Here is a 15224-nt window from a genome sequence, read left to right as displayed (position 1 = left end):
GTCGCCCGTGGCATCATGCCGCTTCCGGCCGGATCGATCATGCTCTTGGTCTGTTGTTTGTCGATCCACGGCCCTTTCCGGGCCCTGCCGGTCCGGGCGGGGACGGGCGCCGCCGGCCGTCGAGGCCGCCGCGCCGGGGGCGGGGCGGCGGAGTCGACGCAGGCGACGGGCCGTGCGTTCACGGCCTCTTTCCCGGCGGTCGCGGTGAAGGGGAGGTGCTCCCGTAACAGGGACGGAGTTGACGCAGTGAGTGTTAGCGCTATCACTGAATTCGGTCAAGAACCCCATCCTTTTTAACAGGAAAAATGCGGTTATACGGGAGGGCGAGATCTGGGCTTGACACCTTGGGCTGTTATCGCAAACACTCAGATGCCCCAGTGTGCGCAACAGCCGGGCCACCGGATCGGAGATCGCCCTCCGAGACGGCCCCGGTGCCCGCCCGCGCAGTCGTTCGTCACCAGAAAGGCGCTTGTCTCATGGGATCCCTCCGCGCCGGATCGGCCCATGTCATGGCCACTAGCGCAACCAAAAGCAAGCGATAGGTTAGTGAGCGAGGAGACGATGACCGTACCCCTTACCCGGCTCCGTGAGGAACTCACGGAGCACCACCGGCAGCTTGTCGCCTCAGAGCTGGTCGTGTGGACCGCGGGCAACGTTTCCGCGCGGGTCCCCGGCGCGGAGCTGATGCTCATCAAGCCGAGCGGCCTGCCGTACGAGGAGCTGACGCCGGACTCGATGGTCCTGTGCGACCTGTACGGCGAACCCGTGGACGGCGGGTTGAAGCCGTCGAGCGACGTGTTCGCGCACGCCTATGTCTACCGGAACATGCCGCAGGTCAACGGCGTGGTGCACACCCACTCGACCTATGCGACCGCGTGGGCGGCACGGGGCGAGGCCATTCCGTGCGTGCTGACGGCGATGGCCGACGAGTTCGGCGGGGAGATCCCGATCGGCCCGTTCGCGCTGATCGGCGGGGACGACATCGGCCGGGGCATCGTCGAGACCCTGTCGGGTCACCGCTCGCCCGCCGTGCTGATGCGCAGCCACGGGGTGTTCACCATCGGCGACTCGGCGAAGGCGGCGGTCAAGGCCGCGGTGATGTGCGAGGACGTGGCCCGGACCGTGCACATCGCGCGGCAGCTCGGCCAGACCCTCACGATCGCGCCGGGGGACATCGACAAGCTTTACGACCGCTACCAGAACGTCTACGGGCAAGGAGTCGACAGGTGAAGTCCCTCGAAGAGCGCGAGATCTGGTTCCTCACGGGAAGCCAGGCACTCTACGGCGATGACACTCTGCGCCAGGTCGCCGAGCAGTCGCGGCAGATCGCCGACGCCCTGAACGACGCCTCCGGCGTCCCGGTCCGCGTGGTGTGGCGGCCGGTGCTCACCGACGCCGAGTCGATCCGTCGGGTCTGCCTCGACGCGAACAGCTCGGACGCGTGCGTCGGCGTGATCGCGTGGATGCACACGTTCTCGCCGGCGAAGATGTGGATCGCCGGGCTCGACGCGCTGCGGACGCCGCTGCTGCACCTGCACACGCAGGCCAACGTGACCCTGCCGTGGAGCTCCATCGACATGGACTTCATGAACCTCAACCAGGCGGCGCACGGCGACCGGGAGTTCGGCTACATCCAGTCGCGGCTCGGGGTGCCCCGCAAGACCGTCGCCGGGCACGTGAGCGACCCCTCGGTGGCGGAGCGGATCGGCGCGTGGGCGCGGGCGGCGGCCGGGCGCGCGGAGCTGGGCTCGCTGCGGCTGGCCCGGTTCGGCGACAACATGCGTGACGTCGCGGTCACCGAGGGCGACAAGGTGGAGGCTCAGCGGCGGTTCGGCGTGTCGGTCAACACCTACGGCGTCAACGACCTGGTGGCGGCGGTCGACGACGTCGCCGAGGACGAGGTGACCACGCTGGTCGGCGAGTACGCGGACACCTACCGGCTCGTGCCCGAACTGCGTTCCGGCGGGGACCGGCACGACTCGCTGCGCTACGCCGCGCGGATCGAGCTCGGCCTGCGGCACTTCCTCGTCTCCGGCGGCTTCGGCGCGTTCACCACGAACTTCGAGGACCTCGGCGGGCTGCGGCAGCTCCCCGGCCTGGCCGTCCAGCGGCTGATGGCCGACGGCTACGGCTTCGGCGGCGAGGGCGACTGGAAGACCTCGGTACTGCTGCGCACGCTGAAGGTGATGTCCGCCGGGCTGGCCGGCGGGACGTCGTTCATGGAGGACTACACCTACAACCTGGAGCCGGGGCAGGAGCGCATTCTCGGCGCCCACATGCTCGAGGTGTGCCCGTCCATCGCCGAGGGCGTGCCCTCGTGCGAGATCCACGCGCTGGGCATCGGCGGCCGGGAGGACCCGGTCAGGCTCGTCTTCGACGCCGAGCCCGGTCCCGCGGTGGTCGTGGGCCTGGCGGACATGGGAGACCGGTTCCGGCTGGTCGCCAACGAGATCGAGGTGGTCGCCCCCACCGAGCCGCTGCCGAACCTCCCGGTGGCCCGTGCGGTGTGGAAGCCGCTGCCCGACCTGCGCACCTCCACGGAGGCGTGGCTGACGGCCGGGGGCCCGCACCACACCGTGCTCTCCGCCGCCGTCGGCGTCGAGGAGCTCGCCGATCTCGCCGACATGGTCGGTGTCGAGCTTCTTGTCATCGACGCGGACACCAAGATCCGGGAGTTCGCCAAGGAGATCCGCTGGAACCAGGCGTACTACCGCCTGGCCCAGGGCTTCTGAGAGGCTCCCGATCCGGTGCCTGGAGAGCGGGCACCGGATCGGGAGCCTCTCCGGGGGGAAGGTCCGGCGCTCTGGGGGACTGTCACTGCGACGGCAGCGCCCGGTGCAGGACGGCCCGGACCCGCTCGATGAGGGGGTCGTCGTCGTCCGCCCGCCAGACGAGATGGAGCACGGTCTCGGTTCCCGCCAGTGGCCGGGGTATGACGCCGACGCGCCGCAGCGCGCGGTGGGAGTCGGCGAGTACGGCGGCGCCGAACCCGGCCGCGACCAGGGCGAGGATCGTCTGGATGCTGCGCCCCTCCGCCCCGATCCGAGGGACGACGTCGGCGTGGTGGCACAGGGCGATGATCTCGTCGTAGGACCGGGGCGAGACGTCGCGGGGCCAGACGACCAGGGGGATCCGGCCGAGCGCCGACAGCGGGACGGGATCGGTCCCGTACGCCAGGGGATGGCCTTCGGGCACGAACAGCGTCAGTGGCTCGCGCCACCAGACCTCGGTGGCCAGGCGTGCGTCGCGGAGGGGAAGCCGCTGTACGGCGAGATCGCAGCGGCCATTCAGCACCCCGGTCGACATCTCGGTGTCGTTGAAGCTCTCCTCGAGCTGCAGGTCCACCCGGGGAAGTTCGCGGCGCAGCCGTCCCAGTGCCGCACCGAGCGGGCCGTTGATGCCGGAGCCGGCGAAGGTCATGGTCAGCCGCCCGCTCAGGCCCTGCCCGGCCAGCCGTACCGCGGCGAGGGCGGCTTCGGTCTGGGCGAGCACGGTGAGCGCCCGCTGGACGAGGATCTGGCCCGCCTGGGTCGGCGCGAGCCCGCGGCCGGTGCGTTCGAAGAGGGTGGTGCCGACCTCCCGTTCGAGTTCGCGGAGCTGGCGGCTCAGTGTCGGCTGCGTCAGGTGCAGCCGCCGCGCCGCCGCGCTGACGCTCCCCTCCTCGGCTATCGCGACCACGTAGGCGAGCAGCCGTAGTTCCATTCATACCTCCCAGGCATGGGAAGTATAGGGAGCATGCGTAATCGGGCGGGCTCCGGCGTGGTGCGCGACAGGATCGAGTCATCGCACCGGACGACATCTGAAGGAGAATGAAATGAACCGCCAGGAGCGCTACGAGTACGGCATGCGGGTCCTTGAGCAGGTCGACGGCGAGGCCGGGCAGCGCGTCGTGGACTCGCTGGCCGATGTCTCGCCGGAACTGGGTCACCAGGTGGTGGCGTGGGCGTTCGGGGACATGTACTCCCGTTCCGAGCTGTCGCCGCGCGACCGGCAGTTGGTCACCCTCGGTGTGCTCACCGCCCTTGGGGGGTGCGAGATCGAGGTGGAGGTGCACGTCAACGGCGCGCTCAACGTCGGCCTCACCCCTGCGGAGATCTCCGAGGCACTGTTGCACTCCGCCGTCTACTGTGGTGTGCCGCGGTCAATCAACGCGACCCTGGTCGCCAAGAAGGTCTTCGCCGAGCGCGGGCTGCTGCCGATCGCCAACACCACCGTCCACGTCCTCGATCGCCTGCCCGAGCCGCCCTCCCGGCCTCGATCAATGACGAAACAAGGCGTCGAGTTCGCTGAAGTCCAGTGAGCCGTCCAGAGCCGTGAGACTTCCCGCGCCGAGCAGTTCGGCAGCGGCTCTGCGGGCCGCGGCGTAGGCAGCCTGGGCCAGTCCCGTGCCCAGGCTGACCCTGCGCACCCCCGCCTGCGCGAACTCGGTGACACGCGGCCCACCGGCGACGGCCATCGCGTTGACCGGCAGGGGCGATTCGGCGCAGAGAGTGCTCAGCACGTCCAGATCGAGCAGGCCGGGAACGAAGATGCCGTCGGCTCCCGCCGCGGCGTATGCCGCCGTGCGCGCCAGCACCTCGCCCAGCCGGGCGTCGGACGGGCCGATCGCGAACAGGAAGACGTCGGTGCGCGCGTTGACGAACAGTGCCGGCAGGCCCGCCGCCGCCGCGGCGTCCCGGGCGGCGCGCAGCCTGGCGCTCTGTTCGGCGACGTCGAACAGTGGACCGCCGGCGGCCGTGGAGTCCTCCAGATTGACACCCACCGCACCGGCTTCGATCACCGCCCGCACGGTCGCGGCGACATCCGCCGGGCCCGGTCCGTACCCTCCCTCCACGTCGACCGTCACCGGCACGTCGACGGAGTCCACGATGCGCCGCGCGGCCTCCGCCATCTCGCCCCGGCTGAGCCGTTGCCCGTCCCCGCGACCCAGGGACCACGACACGCCACCGCTGGTCGTGGCAATCGCCGTGGCACCGGCCGCGGCGATCATCGCCGCGCTGGCGGCGTCCCAGGCGTTGGGCAGCACCAGCACGGACTCAGCGCTCAAGGTGCGAAACAGCCGGGCCTTGTCGGCCGCGGCGCCAATGGAGGGGGAGATGTCAACAGACATATGCATGACCGCCTTCGCGTCGTTCCGCTTTCCGGCACCCTGCCTCGTGGGCACCGCTCATGGGATGCTGCCGGGCGGGGAAGCGAGCGTCCATTGATTAAGCTCGGACCGAATCCTGGAGCGACGGAGGCGATATGAAGGCGCGGCTGACCTTCTCGGTGAACGATCTGGCCGAGACCCGGTTCGCCGTCTCGCCCATGTGGGAGGTCGTCACCGGTTGCAGAGTGCTGAACGCCGCTGCGGTGGCGGACCCCCATCGCGGCTGGGCCGACCAGGTACGTCCTCGGCTCGCAGCCGCGGGTCTCGATCACGGTTGGCTGGCTGACATGATCCCGCCCGTCGGCCACCTCCCTGACTTTCTCAACCCCGCACCGGCGACCGCGTCCCCCGACCTTTCCGACGAGCTGGCCGCCATCGAGGCCACCGACCCCGAGCAGGTACGGCGGGACCTCGACCGCCTGGCCACCGAGCGCGACGGCCGGTTGTCCTCCCGGCTGCGGAGCCTTCACCGGACCCCTCGGGCCTACCTGCCGCGGATCGTCACGGAGATCGAAACCTACTGGCAGCTCGCGATGGCGCCTTACTGGGCCAGGATCCGCTCGGTGCTGGAGGCGGACGTCTTCCATCGGGGCCGCCAGGTGGCCGAGCAGGGTACGGCCCAGGCCCTCAACGAGTTGCACCACACGGTGCGCTGGGCCGGCGGTGGCCTCCACCTGGTGCAACGGCACTGCGCCATCACCAGAATCGAGACCGGGGCCGGGCTGCTCCTGGTGCCGTCGGTCTTCGCCTGGCCGCGCGTGCTGACGCGTTCCGCCGGATCGGAACCACCGCAGCTGGCCTACCCGGCGCGCGGGATCGGCACGTTGTGGGAGCGTCGGCCCCATGAGCGCGTGGAAGCCCTCGCCGCCGTGATCGGCAGGTCCCGCGCGCTGATCCTGGTCGAGCTGGACTCACCCACCTCGACCACCGAACTCGCCCAGCGGTCGGGCCTTTCCGCGGCGGGTGTGTCCCAGCATCTCACCGCACTGCGGGCCGCCGGCCTGACCAGCACCCACCGGGCGGGCCGCTCGGTACTGTACGCCCGCACCGGCCTCGCCGATGCTTTGCTCACCGCGCAGGCGTGAGAGCCCGCTCGAAGCAGGGTTTCGCCGGACTTGCCGAGCGGGCGTTGTGACCACGCTGGAACGCCGGACAGGCGGCGGTCGCGGCCTGCGGCCGCCGTCGGCGCGTCCATGACCGGTCCTTCGTGATTCGCCCGCGTGGCCGGTGATCAGGGTGTCGCCGTTCGGGGCAGGCGCCTCAACGGCGCCACCGTGGTTTCCACCGTGGGCCCGCTGGTCGACCGTTGAGTGACACCCCGTATTTTTACGTCCCCGGCGGTTACGATCCGCATCGTTCGCGGCCCGGTCGGCGAGGAAGTGTGGACCTTGCCCCTGGGTGAAGCCGCAGCATCGTGGTGCCGGTCGTCCTGACCGGCACGAGGAGGTTGGGTGTGGGGCTGCTCACGATCGGGGCGTTCGCCCGGGCCGCGCGACTGTCGCCGAAGGCGTTGCGACTGTACGACGAGCTCGGGTTGCTCCGGCCGGCCGCGGTGGACGGGGAGTCGGGGTACCGCTTCTACGATCCGGCGCAGCTGGAGCGGGCCCGGTTGATCGCGTGGTTGCGGCGGCTGGGAATGCCGCTGGCCCGCATCCGCCAGGTGTGCGACCTGGAGCCTGAGGCGGCGGCCGAGCAGGTCGCCGCCTACCGGGCGCTGTTCGTGGCCGAAACCGCCGCCCGCGAACAGCTGGCCACCTTCCTCGTCGACTATCTGTCAGGAAGGGGAAGTGCCGTGGAAGACGCGGAAACCATGATCGGGATTCGTTACGCGGCCCGGTCGGAGCTGGGACTGGTCCGCACGAGCAACGAGGACACCGCCTACGCGGGCACCCGGCTGCTGGCGGTGGCCGACGGGGTGCGCGGGCCGGGCGGTGATCTCGCGAGCGCGGCGGCCGTCGAGGCGCTCAAGCCGTTGGAGACGAGGGCCGTACCCGCCGGTGACCTTCTCGGCGCGCTCACCGACGCGGTCGGTCAGGCCGACCGGGCGATCCGGGACATCGCCGGGTCGACCTCGTCCGGCGAGGCGGTCACGACGCTGACCGCGATGCTGTGGTCGGGTTCCCGGCTGGCGCTGGTGCACATCGGTGACACGCGGGCGTACCTGCTGCGCGACGGCGAGATCTTCCAGATCACCCACGACCACACCTACGTGCAGTCGCTGGTCGACGAGGGCGACCTCAGCCCCGAGGAGGCCGCCTCGCATCCGCAACGCTCCCTGCTGGTCCGCGCGCTCACGGGTACGGGCGGGTCCCAGCCGGACATGTCGCTGCACACGGCCGCCGCCGGCGACCGTTACCTGCTGTGCTCCGACGGGCTGTCCACCGTCGTCCCGGAGGAATCCCTGCGCGGCGTGCTGAGCGGCGCGGGTGACCCCGAGCAGGTCCTCGACGAGCTGGTCGGGCTGGCGTACGCCGCGGGCGCACCGGACAACATCGCGTGCGTGGTGGCCGATGTGGTGACCCTTTGACCGGATTCCGGCTGGTCGGCCGAGCCCGCCGCGACGGCGGTGCGAGAAGGTGAGGGCGTCGGCCGCCCGCTCCTTCGGCACGTACACGCTCGACCGGCGTCCCCTGGAGATCCCCGCCTACCGGAGGTTGCAGACCGCCTCGGCGGTCTGCGCGGTCGGTGGCCTGCTCACCGCGGCGACCGTCGCCATGATCATTCGGGCGGTGCCCCAGCTCTGGCACCACACCGCCCCGAAGGCGGATCGCCGTTGACATCCTCCCCTCCCCGGGGGCTTTGGACTTCGGCGCGGCCCGCAGCCGACGCCGGGCGCGGGCCGGGCCGGGCCGCGGTTCTTCGCCGCGGTGCGCGCGACGAGGTCCTACGGCCGTCCGGTTCTCACGGACGATCGGGGTGGTGAGCCTGTACGGATGACCGCGGCGCGGACACCCCGATCACCTCACGCCCGGACGTGGTGATGCCGCTTCGGGGGCGACTCGGCCGGCGGTGACCGTCAGCACCATGAGGGTCGCGATCGCCCCACCGACCACCATGACGGTGGAGGGGGAGGCCGCGTCCACCACGACACCTCCGAGCAGGGCGCCGACGGCGATGGTGGCCTGGAAGGACGAGGTGAAGAGGATGGAGGCCGCCTCCGGCGCGTGGGGGGCCGAGGTGGAGAACCAGGTCTGCGAGCAGACCGGGACGGCACCATAGGCCAGCCCCCACACGACGAGCAGCACGATCGCGCCGACGTCTCCCCTGCCGAGGACCGGAAGCAGCAGGGTCGCGCCGGCGATCATGCAGCCGCTGACGACGAACGTGGCTCGCAGGTTACGTGTCGCCGTCATGCCCGCGATGAAATTACCGGCGATGCCGACGATGCCGTACACGAGCAGGAACGTGGTGATCAGACCGGGGCTTACCTGGGTGACCTGCTGGAGGAAAGGAGTCACGTAGGTGTAGGTCCCGAAATGGGCCATCACTATGAGAAAGGTCAGAACAAGCCCGGCCCGGACGCCGGCGCCGCGGAGCAGGTCGCCGAGGACCGCCAACCGCGTCACCTGGACGGCGGGCAGCGGCGGCACCAGCACGAGCAGCGCGAGGAACACCCCCACCGTCATCACCCCCATGACGACGAAGGCCGTCCGCCAGCCTGCGAGGTGCCCGATGAGGGTGCCCGCGGGTACGCCCAGTACGGATCCCAGCGGGACGGCGGAGAAGATCACCGCGGTCGCCGTGCCGACCCGCTCCGTTCGCACCAGTCGTACGGCGAGGCCGGCGCCGATCGACCAGAAACCACCGATGACCAGCCCGACCAGGACGCGGGAGATCACCATGACCCAGTAGGCCGGTGCGGCGGCCGCGAGGAAGTTCGCGACGGCCAGAAGGAGTATCAGGGCGCACAGCATCAAGCGCCGGTCGAACCGCCCGGTCACGACGGTGACCGTCGGGGCGGCGATCGCGGCGAGAATGCCGGGGATCGTCATCATCAGGCCCGCCGCGCCGTCGGAGACGTCGAAGTCGGATCCGATGGACGTCAGCAAGCCGATCGGCAGGATCTCGGCGGTGACGATCGAGAAGATCCCCAACATCACTGAAACGACGGCCAGCCAACCGATCAGCGGTGATCGTGCCGGCGCGGCCGGGGCGGGGGTAGAGGTGGTGGTCGTGGGCATGAACCCAGTCCAGCAGCGATCATGGCCGTGTGCTGGCGGGTTTGAGACCTCACCGTCAGATCCCGGAGCGAGCGGCCCCGCACGCAACGCCGACCGGGTTCCCCCGTGCAGCCTGGCCGGGGCCCCGGTGACGGTGCCGCAGGTCAGCCGCAGGCTCGCCGTCCTGTCGCCCGCGCCGTGGCGCGCGTTCCGGTAGGGCTCGCGGGGACGGGCGGCCCGGCCGGCCGTGATTGTCGTCGCGCCCCGGTGCCCCGTCACGCCGCTGAGCGTGACAGCCGGGCTGTTCATGATCTGCACGTGCACGTGTGGCCGGTGGAGTTGCCAGGGTTGCCGCAGTCCGCGATCGACTGCCCCGTCGTCACCTTCTCGCCGGCGGCGACGCGAACGGAGCCGGCCCGCAGATGCACGAGGGCGGCGGGGAACCCATTGCACCGGCGCTGTGATGTGGTCCGGCTTTGGGGCCAATGGAATAGCCGGTACCGGTGAGAACAATCATGGTTGGCCAACGACCGGTCACGTATCCTGTGCGGCTTTGGCAAGGCCCCACGGATCGGTCGAATTTCATATGGATACGCGGGCCGAGAGTCTGTTCCTGTCGCATTCCGGCTGTACCTCGATAACGAAGAAAGCCTCGCGGAAGCGAGGGCTTGTCTTCACGGGTCAGGACGTAGATCTGGATACCCCGCCGTTGGCGGTGCTGCATTTACCATGTGCCGTCGTTGGGGGCCCGATCATCGTCGGCGGCGAAATCAGAGTTGAGATTGTCATGCTATATCAACCTATGCGTGTTGATTCAGAATATGCGGACCCACCGTCAATACTTGTCGTCCAATCAGCCTCCCGGCTCTTTCGCCGTTTCCATCATCCGGCCGACCAATGCATTCGCCCGGGTCTGCCACCGAGGAGGCTTGGACGGCGGTCGTCGACACGGGCTCGGTCAGGAGCATGCCGTCTTTCGTATCTGAGGCATCCAAACGGATGCGTCATGCTCAATGAGACGTGCCTCAGGTAGGGAGGCGGAACAAGAAGATCGGCTCATTTGTTTTGTCGGGCATTCCTGGGCCGTCGGCCCCCCGGCGCGCCTTCCATGATCGCTCTGGAACTTATGGGTCAAATCCGACATTGGAAGCATTTCATAGTAAAACAATCAATAAGGGTCTAACATCATCAATGGTTGGATAATAAGACAGCAAAAGCCGTCAATATTCGTTTGTCGCATGACATCCGAGGAAACTATGACAACAGGGACGATCTATAAGTGGTCATCCCGATCATTTTCCGATAATTCTGGAAATATCAGAATCGGGGCAACCGATCCTTTTAAGGGGAAATGTAATGCCCGACATCAAAAATGTCATCGCGGGGCTCGCGATCAGCGCGGCCCTGGCCGGCGGAGTCGTGAGCCTGAGCGCGGCGACCACCGCCGCCAACGCCACCGCCACGGTCACCGCAGGCGCGAGCGTCGCCAACTGCGGCGGTGGCGGCTGGGGCTGGCGCCGCGGCTGCTGCTGCCACCACCACCGCAGCTGCCACCACCGCAGCTGCTCCAGTCACCGCGACCACAGGAGGTTCCACCTCAACGTGAACCTCAACAACAACAACACCACCTTCAGCGAAGACGAGCGCCGCCGCGACGGACGCGACGGACGCGACGGCCGCGACCGCCGGCGCTCCGAACCGGTCAACAACACCAACAACAACAACAACGCGACGCCGTAGGCGAGTGAAATCGCCGATCAGGCATTGGGGGCCGTAAGGGCATCCAGCTCACCCGCGAGGCGAAGGACCCGCAGCGAGCCCAGTTGAAAATTCTGCACTTCCAGCTGTGTTCGGGAACCTTGGGCCACGGCGCCACCTCCTACGGTCACGCATTCGCCAACAGGATGATTGTCCTAGGGCGCCCGGCAGTAGGCGTCGGGTGGTGGGGCGGCCGTTCCAGAGCGCGGAGCCACGCGGCGGATAAGATCTTGAGTGTGAACGTCGCATCACACGACGATGATCTGGTGGCGGCGGATTGGCTGCACCCGTCGCCATCGGTCTTCCTCGGCGAGGTCACCGGGGCCGGCATCCACCGCGCCATCAACAGGGCCGGCCACGCAACAGCGGTCCGCGGCCGGACTCAGGCAGCCTGGCCGGCTTGGGCCGGCCACCATGAGCAGGTGCGCCCGTGGGCGTCGGCCGGCTTGAGCGGGTCCCGATGACCACGACCACCTGTCCCGGGTGCGGGCTGGTGGCCCCAGCCACGGGTGGGCCGCTCCCTGACGAGCGCAGGGCGTCGGCCGAGTGCTGGGAGCGCTACGGCGAGCTACTGGCACGCTCGTACACCATCGCCGAGTACCGTCATGTCCACCAGTTGATCGTGGACGCATACATCGCGCAGCACTCCGGCGACAGTAGCCGGCGGGGGATCCAGGGCCTGGCGCTGTGCCTGATGACGCTGTGCCTGTTCGTTGAGGGCGAGGCCGATCCGCGCGACGGTCCAGCGCTGCACAAGCAGATGATGGCCGGCCGCCCGGACTACTTCCACTGGCTGCGGCCGCCGCAGCAGCACGGCCTGATGACCGCCGTCGACGTACTCGCCGCCCGTGACGCGGTCGAGCATGAGCGACTCGCCTGGGCTTGGGGCCGCGACGTGTGGCGGTCGTGGTCGCCACACCATGCCACGATCCGCCGGTGGAATGCCCGGGCCCTGGCAAGGCCGGGGAGCTGAGGCCGGACACAGCACGGTGCGGCGTCCGGTCTCGTTGGTCCGCGGCTTGGCCGCGTCCCGGGGCGGGCACCAGGAGAGCGAGCGGTCGTTCTCCTGCCGGGTGTGCCGGCGCGGCCGGCGTCAGTCGGCTCGCAGGAGGGTGTGCAACTCGGCGGTTTCGAGGATGTGGGCCCGTGAGGGAAAGACCTGACGGAGCAGGACGTCATGCGCTTCGGGGTCAGGGTCGGCGACGCCGTCGGCCAGGACGTAGAGCCGGTAGTCGCGGTCGGCCGCGTCGAGGACGGTGGACAGGACGACGCCGCTGGTACTGATGCCCGAGATGATCAGAGTGGTGATGCCGTGTTCGCGCAGCCGCTGATCGAGGTCGGTGGTGGACAGGCCTCCGTAACGGATCTTACGCACGATGATGTCTCCGTCCTGGGGAGCGAGACGTTCGTGGACAGCGGTGTCAAGGTCCGCGTGGTGCATGAGACGGTGCTGGGCGATCGGTGCGAAAGATCTGTTGGTGGGCGGGATCGCAGCCCAGTCGGCCTCGGTGAAGCCGACCCGGACGTAGGCGACGGTACCGCCCCTGGCGCGAACGGCGGCGATTACCTTTTCCATGCGTCCCAGCAAGGCTTCACTGTCGCTTTCGGGGAGCAGCGCGAGGATCGCGGGCTGATAGTCCATGACGAGCAGGGCGGTGTGTGCGGGGTCGAGCGTGGGGGCGGTGCTCATGAGAGTGTCTGCCTTTCCGGTGGTGCCTGGTCGGCGTTCTTGAGGTGGGACGTGCGGTCGTGTCGAGGGAGGAGGAACGGACGGGCCAGTCGCGAGCCGATGAAGCCGCCGATGCGGGGGGCGCCGAAGGCGGGGTCGCACCGCCAGGGTGTGGACCCGAGGTCGCCGAGCATGAGGACGGTGAGCGACGCTCATCAGCGCCGCGAACCGGATCAGGTCCATCGCGATCATCACCGGCCGTTCGCGCCGGAACTCCACCCACGGCCCGAGCGGCACCGCGACCACCGCCCCGACCGCGAGCCCTGCGGCGGCCGGAACCGGCACCTCGACAGGCCCTGCGTCCAGAGCGGGAATCGCGATCGGGGCGAACGCGTCGAACGCGAGCCATGCGCCGGACGCGCTGACCGTATACGCGGCCCAGAACCACGTGAACCGCCGCCCAGGCGAACTCCCCCAACGCACACCCGCTATCTCTGCGAAACAACCATTCGTTGACTTGAGAGATCAAAACGTGCGGTTGATAAGCTCGTCAAACAACGCCTGACCGAAAGTTCACAACTGTAAGTTGTGAACTAAGATCGGCCGGTGCGGATCTCGATGCTGTGCGCACGTTCGTCGCCGTCGTGGGCACCGGCCGGTTCCAGCACGCCGCCGCAGACCTGTCGATCCCCCGGCAGGCCGTCTCCAAGCGCATCGCCGGACCTGGCTCCCCGGCGCCCGTGGTCCCGGTGGACGGCTGATCATCCCGGTCGGCCGCCCTGATTCCGAGATTCACGGTGGCTCAGAGCTCCCTGATCGGTCATACTCCGCATGAAGCAAGATCCATTTCTGGATCTGCGGCCTATGACCGAGGAGATCAGTCATTGGACACCGGTTCGCGCACTGACAGTCCGGGGCTGGTGGTGGCCAAGGGAATCCTGCGATACAGCGGCCACGCTCTCCGGGAGCAGCTCACCCGACGGCCGGCGACCCGTTCGACGGACGTGCCGGTGCGGACAAGGGAGGTCACCGGCGAATGGCTGACCGCCGTCCTGTGCGGTGAGCACGCCGGCGCGGCGGTCGAGTCCCACGGCCTGGAGGACGTGAGCAACGGTACGTCGAGCCGCTGGCGGGCCACGGTCGTCTACAACGCCGCCGGTCGCGACGCGGGCCTGCCCACGGCGCTCTTCGCCAAGACGAGCCGGAGCTGGACCCAGCGCCTGCTCCTGGGGATGGCCGACGTGCTCACGGGTGAGCCGGGGTTCTACACGCACCTCCGGCCCCACCTGGACATCGAGGCGCCCCACGGCTATCACGGAGCGGTCGATCCGGCGTCGGGGCGCTCGATCGCGCTGATGGAGGACATCGTCGCCACCAAGGGGGCGACCTTCTGCACCCCGCAGACCCCGATCTCCCTTGAGGAGATGAAGGGCCTGCTCGCCGACATGGCGGTCTGGCACGGACGGTACTGGGACGACGCGGAGCTGGATCGGCATTCGTTCCTCCGGAAGACGCCGGAGACCTTCATCGGCAACCTCGCCAAGTTCGCCGGGCTGGAGAAGCGCAGCCAGGTCGGGGTCCAGCGCGCCAAGGCCGTGATGCCCGAGGCCGTCCTGCCCCTCCACGACGACCTCTACCGAGCGCTCTGGCGATCGCTGGAGCTGGCGGGTCAGGGCCCCCTGACCCTCCTGCACGGCGACTCGCACATCGGCAACGTCTACAAGACCCGGTCCGGCCGGCTGGGGTTCGGCGACTGGCAGGTCGTCATGCGCGGCAGCTGGGCCTACGACGTGTCGTACACCATCGCGACCGGGCTGGCCGTGGAGGACCGGCGCGCCTGGGAACGTGACCTGCTGGCCTTCTACCTGGAGCGGCTCGATGCGGCGGGAGGCACGGCGCCGGACGTCGAGGCCGCGTGGCTCGCCTACCGCCGGCAGATGCTCTGGTCCTACTTCGGCTGGCTGCTGTCCATCGGACGCAGCGCGATCCAGCCGAAATTCCAGCCCGACTCGATCAGTCTCGGCATCCTCGAACGCGCGTCGAACGCCCTCCTGGACCTGGACACCCTTGGCGCGGTCAACGGTCCGGACCCCGCCTAGATCCGTCGCCGGACCGTCCGGACGACCGCTGCCCGATGTCCGCCCACGACCGGTAGGCCCGCTCCGACTCCGGAGCGGGCCTGTCGGTCGTGGGCCGCGAAGAACCTGGATCCGGCTCCGTCCCGGGTTCACCGGACGGCGCCGGCGAGCCGGAACGTAAAAATTAAAGCCCGTGCATGGAAGCCGGTGGGTGAGCCGGGGCGGGCGTGGCCGTCGGCCGCAGGGCTCGGATCCCCGTCCAGGGCGAGGGATTCGTGGCATGGGGTGTCCGCGGACAAGAAATGAAGGAAAGTTACATTAAACACGCGGGCTTTGGAAATTATTGACTCAGGTCGCCGAGTGAACGTAGTGTCCGGACAACCCCGACGTCCTGGCCTGGCAAGACTCCC

General features: G+C 69.0%; 14 protein-coding genes. 10 read left to right on the top strand and 4 right to left on the bottom strand.

The annotated features are described in order from the left end of the window. The first annotated feature begins 561 nt into the window (after positions 1-561). Positions 562-1230, top strand: a complete 669-nt coding sequence (locus tag J2853_RS15675) for an L-ribulose-5-phosphate 4-epimerase (RefSeq protein WP_307558570.1) — start codon at positions 562-564, stop codon at positions 1228-1230. Then, positions 1227-2732 (top strand): L-arabinose isomerase, encoded by a 1506-nt coding sequence (araA, locus tag J2853_RS15670; RefSeq protein WP_307558568.1) that lies wholly within the window; start codon positions 1227-1229, stop codon positions 2730-2732. The genes J2853_RS15675 and araA overlap by 4 nt, the downstream gene beginning before the upstream one ends. Positions 2733-2814: 82 nt before the next feature. Here the strand turns inward: araA and J2853_RS15665 are convergent, their stop codons facing one another. After that, positions 2815-3702 carry a LysR family transcriptional regulator gene (locus J2853_RS15665; protein WP_307558566.1) on the bottom strand — a complete coding sequence of 296 codons (888 nt, stop codon included), beginning with the start codon at positions 3700-3702 and terminating at the stop codon, positions 2815-2817. A gap of 112 nt (positions 3703-3814) precedes the next feature. Here J2853_RS15665 and J2853_RS15660 point away from each other — a divergent pair, with 112 nt between their 5' ends. Then, positions 3815-4300, top strand: coding sequence for a carboxymuconolactone decarboxylase family protein (locus tag J2853_RS15660; RefSeq protein ID WP_307558564.1), 486 nt, complete (start codon positions 3815-3817; stop codon positions 4298-4300). Here J2853_RS15660 and J2853_RS15655 read toward each other — a convergent pair. Continuing rightward, positions 4259-5110, bottom strand: coding sequence for an isocitrate lyase/PEP mutase family protein (locus tag J2853_RS15655; RefSeq protein WP_307558562.1), 852 nt, complete (start codon positions 5108-5110; stop codon positions 4259-4261). The two genes, J2853_RS15660 and J2853_RS15655, sit on opposite strands and share 42 nt — an antisense overlap. A gap of 134 nt (positions 5111-5244) precedes the next feature. Between J2853_RS15655 and J2853_RS15650 the strand changes: the two genes are divergently transcribed. From J2853_RS15650 to J2853_RS15640, 3 genes are all read left to right on the top strand, one after another. Continuing rightward, positions 5245-6234 (top strand): ArsR/SmtB family transcription factor, encoded by a 990-nt coding sequence (locus tag J2853_RS15650; protein WP_307558560.1) that lies wholly within the window; start codon positions 5245-5247, stop codon positions 6232-6234. Between the two features lie 368 nt (positions 6235-6602). After that, on the top strand, positions 6603-7676 hold the full coding sequence (locus J2853_RS15645) for a MerR family transcriptional regulator (protein WP_307558558.1): 1074 nt from the start codon (positions 6603-6605) through the stop codon (positions 7674-7676). A gap of 49 nt (positions 7677-7725) precedes the next feature. Beyond that, on the top strand, positions 7726-7926 hold the full coding sequence (locus tag J2853_RS15640) for a hypothetical protein (RefSeq protein WP_307558556.1): 201 nt from the start codon (positions 7726-7728) through the stop codon (positions 7924-7926). Positions 7927-8106: 180 nt separating this feature from the next. Here the strand turns inward: J2853_RS15640 and J2853_RS15635 are convergent, their stop codons facing one another. Then, positions 8107-9330, bottom strand: a complete 1224-nt coding sequence (locus J2853_RS15635) for an MFS transporter (protein ID WP_307558555.1) — start codon at positions 9328-9330, stop codon at positions 8107-8109. Between the two features lie 1335 nt (positions 9331-10665). On the opposite strand from J2853_RS15635, the gene J2853_RS15630 reads away from it, so the two are divergent. Both J2853_RS15630 and J2853_RS15625 read left to right on the top strand, forming a co-directional pair. After that, the gene (locus tag J2853_RS15630) at positions 10666-11049 is read left to right on the top strand and encodes a hypothetical protein (protein ID WP_307558553.1); all 384 of its coding nucleotides are present in this window, start codon (positions 10666-10668) and stop codon (positions 11047-11049) included. Between the two features lie 448 nt (positions 11050-11497). Beyond that, a complete protein-coding gene (locus J2853_RS15625; protein ID WP_307558551.1) occupies positions 11498-12040 on the top strand; it encodes a DUF5946 family protein in 543 nt (180 codons plus the stop codon). Between the two features lie 120 nt (positions 12041-12160). Here the strand turns inward: J2853_RS15625 and J2853_RS15620 are convergent, their stop codons facing one another. Further along, on the bottom strand, positions 12161-12757 hold the full coding sequence (locus tag J2853_RS15620) for a cysteine hydrolase family protein (protein WP_307558549.1): 597 nt from the start codon (positions 12755-12757) through the stop codon (positions 12161-12163). Positions 12758-13359: 602 nt separating this feature from the next. Between J2853_RS15620 and J2853_RS15615 the strand changes: the two genes are divergently transcribed. Further along, positions 13360-13497 carry a helix-turn-helix domain-containing protein gene (locus J2853_RS15615; RefSeq protein WP_307558547.1) on the top strand — a complete coding sequence of 46 codons (138 nt, stop codon included), beginning with the start codon at positions 13360-13362 and terminating at the stop codon, positions 13495-13497. A gap of 123 nt (positions 13498-13620) precedes the next feature. Beyond that, complete coding sequence (locus J2853_RS15610) at positions 13621-14835, top strand: phosphotransferase (RefSeq protein WP_307558545.1); 1215 nt, start codon at positions 13621-13623, stop codon at positions 14833-14835. The last annotated feature ends 389 nt before the right edge of the window (positions 14836-15224 follow it).

The sequence above is a fragment of the Streptosporangium lutulentum genome (assembly GCF_030811455.1).
Lineage (GTDB): Bacteria > Actinomycetota > Actinomycetes > Streptosporangiales > Streptosporangiaceae > Streptosporangium > Streptosporangium lutulentum.
Note: the sequence above shows the minus strand (reverse complement) of the source record. Positions and strands in the feature narration are given on the sequence as shown.